The following is an 11,196-nucleotide window of genomic DNA, read 5'->3' on the forward strand; positions in this document are numbered from 1 at the left end:
AACCAGTGTGCGTACTGATGACGCTAAGGACCTGCGGGGAAATAACTCGTAGCATTCCGGCTCCGCGGTCGATGGTCTGGTATGAGCGTGTCGGCAGAGACTGTGGAGATGCTGACGGCGAAGCTTGAGGCGATCTTGCCGCATCTGGAGGAGCGGCAACGCCGGCTCGGCGCGTAGGTTCGCGCGCTGAGCCATGGCGAAATCCGGGCGGCGGCCCAGGCCGCGGGCGTGCGGGAGGCAACGGTGTCGAGGGGCGTTGATGAGCTGGACGCCGTTGCTCAGCCGCTGGGACGGAGGCGTCGCCCGGTGCTGGAGGCGTTGGCCGATGCCAAGTGGCCGAACGAGTTGCCTGGTGGCCTAGCCATTTGGCCAGACCACCCGGCGGATTGTCATGAACGTCCGGTGTACGCCGAACTTCCCTGGTTACCGGGTGAGAGCTCGATGAGCACACTGTCGTCCTTGCCACCCTTGAGGCTGACATTGCTCAGCACGTAGGGGGCCTGGTTGATGCGGATCTGAATGGTCCCCGTGTCGAGGGCGGTGATGATGAGTTGCCTTCCGCCGGAGAGACTGACCACGGTTTCCTCCTTCCGCTCACCACCTTGAACGATCGAACCGATGCCCTGATGCGTACGGATCAGCTTCTGGCTTCTGAGGATTGCCAGGGCACGCTCGACCGTCCCCATGGAGACGCCGTAGGACTGCTCGAGGTCGCTGATGGACGGCAATCGCGCTCCGGGCGACAGCTCACCAGACGTGATGCGCTGCCGTAGATCGTTCGCGATCTGCTCGTATTTGGGAATCTCTCTTAACATACCCAGGACTCTAATGTCCTATATAAGAGTTGGGTAGGTGAACTCGCAATAGGTGACAGGGTTGGTTCCGAACGGCAAGCCTGTTACAGACCTCGACCTCACGCCTACTCAGCCGACACCGTCAGTGGGATACCGAAGCTGCAGGCGGACCGGCTCGGTCAGTACGGCGCGGGCTCCATCGAGATCGGCCATCCGAGCTGCCATTGTCGCCATCGCCAGCCGTTCCGGTAGCACTGCGGAGAACTTCAGGCCACTGACCGCACGGCGGTCGACGTCCGGCAATACCAGGATCTCCCCGTTGCCTACGCTGCTACGAGCCTCTCGCCACATCTCAGGTGTCAAGTCCTCGCGCAGCCGTACGGAGAAGTCCGTCGGCCGCTGCACCGGGTCGGCGATCGACGGCAGCGTGGCGGCGAGCGTCGCGTTGGCGCGGTACCCGGCCCAGGTCCACCATCGCACGTCGTCACCTGCCCGGCTGATCAGATTCCCTGCCGGATGCACGATGCTGGGCGCCTCCTCCTCCCGCCATTCAGTGAGTCTTGCCTGAGCTCGCCGGGTCAGGGAGACCGTAGGATCCGTGCCGAGCAGGACCTCCCGCATGGCCCGCGTAAGCGGGTAGGACAGACCAGCGATGCCGCCGCTCGTCCATTTAGCGACACCGCCGCGGTCGGCAGGCTCGACGAAGGCCCGCCTGCGAGCCCAGTCAATGAAGGTCACCCGCCAGCTCCGGCCGCCGAGCAGCAGCAGGCGAGGTCCCGTTCTCTCCTCCGTGAGTACCGAGGGGTCGGTCTGCCCGATCTCCTGGCGTCCGGTCAGCACGGTGAACTGCGGTGGTGCGGTGAAGGAGGCGGTCAACTCGATGAAATTGCGCCGTCCGAAGCGCTTTTCGGCCTCGGGCCCGATGAACAGCATCCCGTCGTCCTCGTCAAGGAACCCTTTCTCGACCATGTGCCGTACGATCGGAGCCGCTGAGCGGTCGAAGGGGACCAGGCCGTTCCACTCCCTCTGCCACACCCGGTTGCCGATGCGGTGCTGTTGGAGGGTGACGGCGAGCAGTTGTTGCGCCACCAGATGCCGCGGTTCCGGCGGCGCGGTCACCGGTTCGACCCAGCCTCGCCCCCACAAGAGGAGCAGTCCGGCGGCCTGGAGCAGCGACTCTTTCCTCGTCGCGAGGAACAGGCAGTTGCGCACAGTGCCAGCCCGCCGGCCAGTGCGACCGATGCGCTGCAGGAAGGATGCAACGGTGCTGGGCGCATCAATCTGGATTACTCGGTCCAGGTCACCGACGTCGATACCGAGTTCGAGCGTTGAAGTAGAGACGATGACGCAGTCGCGGGCCTCCGCGAAGGCTCGCTCCGAACGGGCACGCTCCTCTGCGGAGAGTGAGGCATGGGACAGGAAGACATTCACCTCGCGGGCGCGCAGGGCCGCGCCCAACTGCTCTACTTGCCGCCGCGAGTCGCAGAACACCAACCGCTTCTCGCCTCGGTGCAGTGCGGCGATCAGTTTCGCGGCGTTGTCCAGCGAGCCGACATAGTCGAGTTCGACGTCACCCGCTGGGTGGAGACCCATCGTGCGGGAGCCGTCTAGGAGAGAAGTCTCGGAGCTGGTCGCGATCGAACTCGGAAGATCAGGCGCCACCACCTGGCCGGTCCGCTTGCCAGCGTCGGCCCCTTGTAGCCATTCGAGCAGCCGCTTCGGATTCCCCACGGTCGCCGACAAGCCGATCCGCTGAACGGGATGGCTGGTCACACGCTCCAGCCGTTCCAGCACGGCCAGCAGGTGCCAGCCGCGATCGTCGCCGGCGAAGGCGTGCACCTCATCGACGACCACTGCCTGGACGCGGCCCAGCAGTTCTCCGTGGTCGGTCTTCACGCCGATCAGCATCGCTTCGAGCGACTCGGGCGTGGTGAGCAGGATGTCGGGTGGATCGGTGCGGATTCGCCGCCGCTGTGACTCCCGGATGTCGCCATGCCAGAGCGCGGCACGGCGCCCGAGCCACTGAGCGTAGGAGTCGATGCGCGGCAGGAGGTTGTTGAGCAGCGCCTTGAGCGGGCACAGATAGAGCACCGATGTGCCGGTCCAGCGCCGCTGCTCCATTGCTGACAGCAGCGGGAAACAGGCTGCCTCGGTTTTGCCTCCCGCGGTTGGGGCTAGCAGGATGGCGTCCTCGCCATCCATGAGGGGTGCGATTGCTGCTTGCTGCAGCGAGCGTAGATCGGGCCACCCGAGAGTGTTCACGATGTGGTGCAGAACGACTGGGTGAAGACGGTCCAGCCAATCACCAGGCTCGCCGCCGGACGTCATCACAGGTCCAGATCGACGTCGTCGGCTGAGGCGGCGAGATTTCGTTCGGTGTCGGTGAGCTCGTCGCTCCGCACGGTCAGCTTGTAGTGCCGCCGAGGATCGAAGTCCTCGAACTGATCGACGCGATCAAGCACGTCGCCGACGAGCTTTTTCAGGAACAGCCGAGGAGCCACACCGACCTTGCCGCCCAGCGCCCCGCCGACCGCCTGCGCCAGGTCGGCGATGTACGCGTCGGTTACGAACTCCTTGATCCTTTCGGGAGCATCGGCTCCGGCGGCGTAGAGATCGCGGACCGTCACTCCTAGGTCTACCAGCGAGTCTGAGGTGAAGCCGGGAAGCCGGAGTTGGACTGCGCGCGGGTTGTCGAAACGGGGATCGGTGGTGAAGTCGGTCGCCAGTCGTTGGGCCAACGGCGCTAGGCGCTGCACTCCCTGTTGCCCGTCGTAGAACGCTGGAGTACCGGTGATCAGCAGATACAGCCCGGGGAAGCGGCCTGAATGCACCTCGTCGATAAGCTGCCGCAGCGCGTTGAGTGCCTTATCACGTGCGTCGGCCCGCACCCGCTGTAGGGTCTCAACCTCGTCCAGCACGACGAGGAGCCCGGGATGTCCGGAGTCGCGCAGCACCGTCAGGAGCCCCTGCAGGAAGCCGAGTGCCCCGAAATGGTCGAGGTCGCCGCGCACGCCCGCGAACCGGCGTGCGGCGGCGGCGACATGTGGTTGCCCGCCGAGCCAAGCCAGCACCGCGGCGGCGGTCGCTTCATCGCGTGCCGCGAGCGCGGCCCGGTAACCGCGCAGCGCCGCGGCGAACGACGGCGCATGCCGCGACACCTCAGTGAGCCGGGCGACCAGAAGCTTCTCCACCTCCGCGGTTAGGTCGCCCTCGTCCGCTCCATCGGCGAGGGCGTCCTCCTCCAGCGCGTAAAACCACGCATCCACCACCGACCGCAGTGCGCTTGGTGGAAAACTGGCAGTGGTGAGTCGTTCCGTCAGCCGCCGGTAGACAGTCTCCAGCCGGTGCAGGGGCGTCTCGGCCTCCGATATCTGGATCTCCGAAACGGCGAAGTTCCGGCGTTTTGCCCGCTCCCCAAGCCACCGGGCGAAGAACGTCTTACCGGTTCCGTACTCTCCCCGCACAGCCTTGAACACCGACCCGCCGGAAGCGACCCCGTCCAGTTCGGCGTCCAGTGCCGATTCGAACCTCTCGAGGCCGGTGGCGAGCAGATCGAGCCCGCTCTCGGGTACGGCACCGCGCCGCAGCGCGTCGATTACGGCACGGCGACGCACCGTACTGACCTGAGCGGAAGGGGACGGCCGAGCGGTGTTCACGCCTGCCAGTCTCCCATCGTGCTCGTCATGCCAGCTCGAACTGGTCGCGCAGCAGTCCCGTGTTCAACCGCAGGGTGCGTCCATCGGGGAGAGTCTCCAGAACCTGCACCCCGTCATAGTTGAGGAGCTGGCGCAGCACGGCGGCGAACCCGTCGGCTCGGGCTGCCGGGTAGCCGACGCGTTGGGCCAACGCCGTGATCGGGAGGGCCCCGGTGTCGAGCATCACCAGCACCGCCTTGCCGATCTTGTCCAGGGGAGGCTTGCGAGCCAGCAGCCCTACCTGTGCCTGGAAGATTTCCGATTCCAGCAGGGCGTTGACCAGGACGTCATCGGGTGAGGTCAGGCGCGGGGAGAGAAGGGCGTCGTCGCCTCCAGGCGCCAGAACCACATCGAAGAGCGCGTCCCCCATCTCGGCCTGCGCCCGCGCCGCCTTCGACGGCTTGGCGCGCCGCTTCGGCTCGGTCGCAGGCACAGGGGCCGGGGTGGCGAGGCGGGCAGGCTCCGTCTTCGCGAACCACCAAGCTGGGCGCTGATCACCTAGCTCACGCCATCCCTTGGGCGGCTCTGCTCCGAAGGGCAGGAAAGCCAGGACGGGGATGGTGACCTCGGCGGGTGAGGCGCCGCCATGGTAGCCAGCCTTTTGCGCTGTGTATCGAGAGTCCGTGTCCCACAACGCCACAATGTTGGCGCCTGGCTCCGGCCACACCACCCGCGGCCCGGACAGCTCGATCTCGGTCCCGCCCAATGGATTACCGGGGGTGCGGTGCCTGGCGGATGCGATGCCATCGCCGTCGACCTTTACTCCGTGGCGGTCCACGACGTGCCCGTGATCGCTGGTAAGGATCACTGCCATACCTTGGGCCGCGGCCACACGTAGCAGGTCTCGCAGTTTCCCGATCTGGTCAAGGCGCCATGCTCCGTCGCCGAGCTTCTGCTCCTTGGTGAGCCTGTCGTCAATGGTGTTCAGCACGACCGCTACGTGGGTGTGCTCGTCAGCGAGGGCCTCGGTCAGATCTGGTCCGAACGGGTCGCCGGCGTTCTCGCCCCGCAGGTCGTCCTTGTGGAAGACGGCAGCCCGGGCCCCGCCCCAAAACCGATGCGTGGGGAAGATCCGCTTCTCGTCGGTCTGCGTGCCCTTCACCAGTTTCCCAGCGAACAGCGACGTGCGGGAGACCGCGGTCAGTGTCGGCAGGGCGGCGGCCATGGCGCGCCGTCGCGGCGGACGGTCTGCTAGATCGGGTACTGGATCGTACTCGGCCCAGTGCCGGCGCAGTTCCTCCCCCAACTCGGTGGCGATCGCCGCACTCATTCCGTCCAGAACCAGCAGCAGAAGGCGCCGCCTGGCTTTGGCGGTGGCGATCGGCTTCACGACTCGTACGAGGAAAGTCTCCACAGTCAGCATCGAGCCAGGGTCAGTGCCTGCCGCTGTCCACGTGGCGAGTGTCCGCGCGAAGGCCTGATCGATTTCACGTCGATGGTCGCGTACCTGGGCACCGAGCGAGTCGTACGCCATCTTGAGCACGGAGTTGGGGTCGCCGCCTGCTTCAATGTGCTCCAGGGCCTGGTCCACCCAACCGATCTCGGCGAGGTGACGTTCGATCGCCGATGCGACCGTGTCAGCGGCTGCGGCCGGGCCGGTCGCAAGCCAGCGGGCGAGCCGCTGTCCCATACGAGCCCGTTCGATTCGGACCCTTACGTCCGGATCGGCCGCCATATGGTGGCCGTCCAGCGCCTGAACAGCCTGCGTGACCGCCTCCGGTTTCTCTCCCGACAACGCTCGCCCGACCTGCGCGAACCGGGCCTCCAGTCCACCCGCCAATACCGGACTGCAGGTCACATCGGCGCCAAGCTGCCGGGCCAGGGCCTCGGCCCGGTCCAGCACCGTGCCGGTGATCCGACGTGCTTCGCGTGCTGTGTCCTCATCCCCGCCGTTGCGGCCTGCCTCCAGCAGCGCGGTCACGTACTCCTCGCACGACCGTCCGAATGCGGCCACCAGTGCATCGAAGGCCTCGCCGGTGGCGGGTGGCTCGTCGCCGAACCACCGTTCCGCCCGTCCGCGCACCCGGTAGGTTTCCGCATCGGTCTCGGTGTGCAGCCAGAGCGTCGCGCATACCAGCCCGAATGGCACAGCATCGGCTCCGTGCTCGGCCTCCGCCAGCGCAAGGAGAGCCCGGGTGGCAAGCCCTCCCTGGTCGTCCTCGGCGAGGAACGCCACCAGTCCGGCGCGTTCTGGGCCGCGTAGAGCCAACAGCCGCTCCGGTCCACCAGGGGTGAGCGACCAGCGCAGCAGGGTGTGGGTGTCGAGTCCGTCGTGTAGTCGGCTTGGCTCGTCGGTGTCGTAGCGGCCCAGGCGCAGGCGACGCAATGCGAGTGCCGAGAGTGCGGCACGGCGTGACAGCAGTCCGCCGGCCAGCGGGGGCCAGCCACCCGGCGGAGTGGCGTCGAGGAGCGCTTCTGCGGCCCAGCCATCGGCCTTGAGTCGCGGGTCGACTTGCTCGGCTCCGAACGCCTCCCGTACGACGTCCCAGCCGTCCACGATCTCGATGCGCTGTTTGTGCGTACGAGCCAGGATGGCCGGGTCGAGCTCGTTCTGTTCGCGGTCGGTCAGCACCACCAGGACCGCCGGCCCACCAGCGTCGGCCGCCAGGTGGTCGAGCACCAGCTCATGTACTGCCAGCGGCGAAGGGGCCGCCATGATCCGCGCCTGCTGTTCCTCGCCCCAGGACAGCTCCGCAGGGCCGTCCCAGTAGGGCGCAGAGCGCAGCAGCACGACCCGTCGCCGTTCGCCACCCTTGAGGGACTTCTGAGAGGACAGGAACTGGGTGATGGTCGCGGCAGTCAATCGCATCGCGCCCGTGATCGTCGTAGGCATCAGTCCACGATCCGCCAGATGATCTCAATGGTGGCGCTGGGATTCTGCGCCACCAGTCCGGCCAGCTCCGCCTCCAGATCGGCGACAGCCTTGGCCGCTGTAGTGCGCTTCGTCCCTCCTGCTGTCCCGATGCCGGCCTTGGAATCGGGGGTGCGGTGTGTGTCGGGCACGCGTGGATGACTCGACGACGTGTCCAAATCCATATCTCCCGCTTTGCGCTCCACCGGCACGGGCGAGCGCGGGACAGGAGGTTGGTTCCGCTTGACCAGTGCGGTGACTTCGCGGCGGGTCTGCTCCAGAGCGCTGACCAGGTCAGCCGTCAGTTGGTCAGCCTGAGCCACCCCACGCAGGGACTGCAGCAGCGCCTGCCCCTCGGTGCCCTGCCCCTCGGCGAGCTCCAGCGTGTCCCAGGCCGCCCCGGCCAGCGCCTGCGCGACATCGTGCGCCCGCTTGATGCAGGTGCCGTAGCGGTCGGCGCTCACGTCCCCAAGATTGAAACGGGCAAGCGTCTCGACGACCCGCTTCGGCCCGCTCGTCGCCGCTACTGCCTTCAGCAGGTCACGGGAGCGGCGAGCGAGCGCAAGACGCCCCTTCTCGTCCGTCTCGTCCAGGGCGAGGAAGCCTGCATGCGCCTCCAGCCGTCGCACCAGCTCCGCCACCTGCTCCTGGGATGCGCGGGCGCTCTCTATGATCTGCCGGGCGAACTGATTCACCATGCGGCCCCGCCGCAGCGCCGGCGCCTTGCGCCCGAAAATGGTCTCGTATCGGCGCCGGGCCTCGTCCCAATCGTCCTCGCTCGGCAGCGGCTGACTGCGCAGCGCGTCCCCTGGCTTGATCTGGGACAACTCGGGCGCCGGGTCTAGCGGGACTCCACCACGTACCCAGACCCGGTCATCCATCTCCGCGAACGCGGCGACGACCAGGTTGGCGAGGAACGGCTCCAGCCCGCGCCTCTCCGGCCGATCCGTCCAGCCGAGGAGAGTGATGAGGCTGAGGTCTCCGGTGACGCCGTCGGTCTGCGCCATCCGCCGGAAGTGGTCGGCCCAGCGGTTGGACAGCGCGAAGTACGCTTCCTTCTGCTGTCCGAGCTCCAGCTGCTCAGCCACCCGGCGCATCAGCTTGCGATCTTTCTCCGGCACCTCGACCCGCCCGTCGCGCGCCTCGGCAGCCGTTCTTATATGAGCGAAGATCGTTCTGGCGTCGGCAGGCTTCACCGCGATGCCGACGCCATCCTTGTCGAGGTCGGGGTGGGCGGGGAACTGGTGAGCGAGCAGTTTACCCGCGAGGTCCCTGATGGCTTCACGCATGGGCTTGGCAAAGGAGACGGCCAGCCCGCTGACGTCGGGCAGTGCCACGAGGTGGTCATCGAAGCCCAACTCGACATCGGAGGCCTTCTTGTCCGCCAGCCCATACGCTTGCTTAAAAGCCGTCTTCACCTGCTTGAGCAGGGCCCCGAGTTGAGTCTCCAGCAACCCCTTGGCGCGTGCCCGGTTGTCGGCGTTGAGATGGGCGGCGTACTGGGTGGCGAACCGGTTGTCGTCGGCGAGCGCCTTGTCGATGATGACGAGCCTGCGGAAATCGGCGAACCGCTGGGCGGACAGGTGCGCGGGGATCCACGCGACCGTGGCAGCGGGCTCGCCCTGCCGCTCCCGCAGGCGATGCATGCGGTTGACGTCATCGACAGGACCATATGTTCCCTCGTCGAACGGCAAGTCGACGATGATCCGCCAGCGGCCTTCAAACTGAGGCTGCAGCTCGTGGTCGGGCAGTTCGTCCTCGTCGGCGATGTTGCCGAAGATGATTTCCACTGTGCGGCCGGATCCACGCCAGACGAGGTTCAGGTCGTCAGCGCCGAGCCGCCCCTCGGCGCGCTCCATGCCCAGTTCCTCGGCGAGCAGACGCTTGGCGAGCGACATCCGGTTGCCGGGGTTGTCGTTGACGGTCGCGTTGGCGATGACCGAATCGACGTCGACGCCGGACAGTTCCAGCCGCACCCCCGCGTTGGCGCCGGTGCCGGTCTCCTTGATCTCGGGGAAGCGGGCGGCCCACTCGGCCACCTTGTTCTTGATGATGCCGACCTCGCTGCCCGGAATCGGCGCCGACACCGAGCCGTGGTTGAGCGCGCCCAGCCGGCGGTTCGTCAGGTCGCTGAGGGCGGGCACGCTCGGCGCAAGCGCCGACAGCAGCAGTGTGCAGATCAGCCGGTTGTCGCCGACGAACGACCTGCAGCGCTGGGTCAGGGCGGGGTCGGTGACACCATCCGGACGGTGCATGTACCGCTCGACGTCGTCCTCGTTGACGTCGTACGAGGTCAGCAGATACGGCCGCAGCTTGGTCCTGTACAGCTTGTCGGCCGCGTCGAAGACCACCTTCAGGCTGTCGACGAACGGCTTGTCACCGCCGTCGGCGATCAATGAATACAAGTCCCCCACGGGGACCAGGTCCCCCAGCCGCAGGTCATCCCGACGGGCTGCCAATAGCTGTCCCATCAGCTTCAGGCCGGTGCGCGAGCGCTGCAGCGCCGAGGAGATGTGCACCAGCGTGTCCATGAAGGCGGGCGAGAAGGGGTACGTCAGTCGGAACGACTCCTCATCCGCCCCGGTTGTCCCCTTGTCCGAGCCAAGCAGCGTGTCCCACACCTGCGGGCCGATCCGCTTCGTCCGCTCGAACGCCGCGTCGACCAGCTCCTTTTTGCCCTCCTTCGGCCTCAGCAGGCGGGCGTACGCGATCTGCGGAAGGTTCCGATCCTCCAGCGTGATCTTGTCGAACCGGCCCGAGGCGAGATTCAGCGTGTCCTGGATCGAAGCCTCGGCCGCACCCGACACCTCCTCGCCGACCAGCTCGCGCAGGTCGCGCTGGCGGGCGATAAACGACACGATGGGGATGGCCCGCCGAGCGTCCCCGCCCTCCACGAAGTTCGTGATCTTGCTGGCTTCGCGGGCCACGAACTTCTGGTCGTGGATGAGCGTGGCGAGCCACAGGATCAGCTCGTCCATGAAGAGGATCAGGCCGTCGTAGCCGAGCGACTTGGCATGCTCGGCGATGACAGACAGGCCTGCATCGAGGGACACGAACCCGTGCTCGTCCTCGGCGGCGTTCATGGCGAAGCCGGGCAACAGGTAGGTGCTCGCGTCGTGCACAAGCTTGGCCCGCAGCTCGGCCGGGGTGGATGGGTGCACAAGATCCAGCGGCGCGCCGCCGTCGTGCAACTCCTCGGCGGACAGCGCTTGGTCGAGCAGCGCGGACGTCCAGGCGAACGACTCCCCCCACTCGTCGTACTCGTCCGCCTCCTCACCGCTGTACCCGAGCCCACCGATGACCGCCGCGTCACCCATGCTCTCCCGGATGGCCCGAATGTTGGCGAACAGGGCATCCGTCCGGTACACCTGCGGGGTCGGCGCCTCCGGATGCAGCCGCTTGACATGGCTGACATACCCGCCCAGCACCCGCTGCTCCAGCGCCTTTGCGCCGAGCATGTGGTATGGCACCAGCAGGAACCGCTTGCCGTCGGTGTCCAGCCACTCGTGCTTGGCCAGCACGTGATCAAACTCGTCCCGTGCGCGGGCTGCCTGGTTCCCGCTGAGCAGCGCGTACAGCACAGCCATGAAGTGCGACTTACCAGAGCCGAACGAGCCGTGCAGGTAGGCGGCCTTCGAGGTGTGCCCATCGAGAGCGGACTTGATCAGTCCAAGTGCCTCTTCGAAGTTCTCCAGCAGTCGCTCGGTGACGACATAGTCCTTCAGGGCGTGCTCAGCCCCCTCAGGCGTCACCGCCTCGGCGAGGCTCAGCACGAAGTCCGAAGTGGAGATGGACTCCTTGATGTCGATGACATCCTTCAGGAGGGGCTGCTCTGTCATGGCCTTGTCTCGCTCTC

At 66.7% G+C, this 11,196-nt stretch carries 5 protein-coding genes and 1 pseudogene; 1 reads left to right on the forward strand and 5 read right to left on the reverse strand.

Features of this window, described 5'->3' with window-relative positions:
* Positions 1-108 precede the first annotated feature (108 nt).
* Positions 109-303 (forward strand): annotated as a pseudogene (locus AB0J64_RS16740) (ISAzo13 family transposase); the annotation flags it as partial.
* 86 nt (positions 304-389) lie between these two features.
* On the opposite strand, the gene AB0J64_RS16745 reads toward AB0J64_RS16740, so the two are convergent.
* From AB0J64_RS16745 to AB0J64_RS16765, 5 genes are all read right to left on the reverse strand, one after another.
* Positions 390-815, reverse strand: a complete 426-nt coding sequence (locus AB0J64_RS16745; protein WP_364027204.1) for a winged helix-turn-helix domain-containing protein — start codon at positions 813-815, stop codon at positions 390-392.
* A 108-nt stretch (positions 816-923) separates the two neighbouring features.
* Positions 924-3,122 carry a DEAD/DEAH box helicase gene (locus AB0J64_RS16750; protein WP_364027207.1) on the reverse strand — a complete coding sequence of 733 codons (2,199 nt, stop codon included), beginning with the start codon at positions 3,120-3,122 and terminating at the stop codon, positions 924-926.
* The gene (gene brxD, locus AB0J64_RS16755; RefSeq protein WP_364027210.1) at positions 3,122-4,450 is read right to left on the reverse strand and encodes a BREX system ATP-binding protein BrxD; all 1,329 of its coding nucleotides are present in this window, start codon (positions 4,448-4,450) and stop codon (positions 3,122-3,124) included. Before brxD ends, AB0J64_RS16750 begins: the two co-directional genes overlap by 1 nt.
* A gap of 25 nt (positions 4,451-4,475) precedes the next feature.
* Positions 4,476-7,322 carry a BREX-2 system phosphatase PglZ gene (gene pglZ / locus AB0J64_RS16760; protein WP_364027213.1) on the reverse strand — a complete coding sequence of 949 codons (2,847 nt, stop codon included), beginning with the start codon at positions 7,320-7,322 and terminating at the stop codon, positions 4,476-4,478.
* A complete protein-coding gene (locus tag AB0J64_RS16765; RefSeq protein WP_364027216.1) occupies positions 7,322-11,179 on the reverse strand; it encodes a hypothetical protein in 3,858 nt (1,285 codons plus the stop codon). The genes pglZ and AB0J64_RS16765 overlap by 1 nt, the downstream gene beginning before the upstream one ends.
* Positions 11,180-11,196 lie beyond the last annotated feature (17 nt).

This window comes from Nonomuraea sp. NPDC049695, assembly GCF_040674955.1.
Lineage (GTDB): Bacteria > Actinomycetota > Actinomycetes > Streptosporangiales > Streptosporangiaceae > Nonomuraea > Nonomuraea helvata.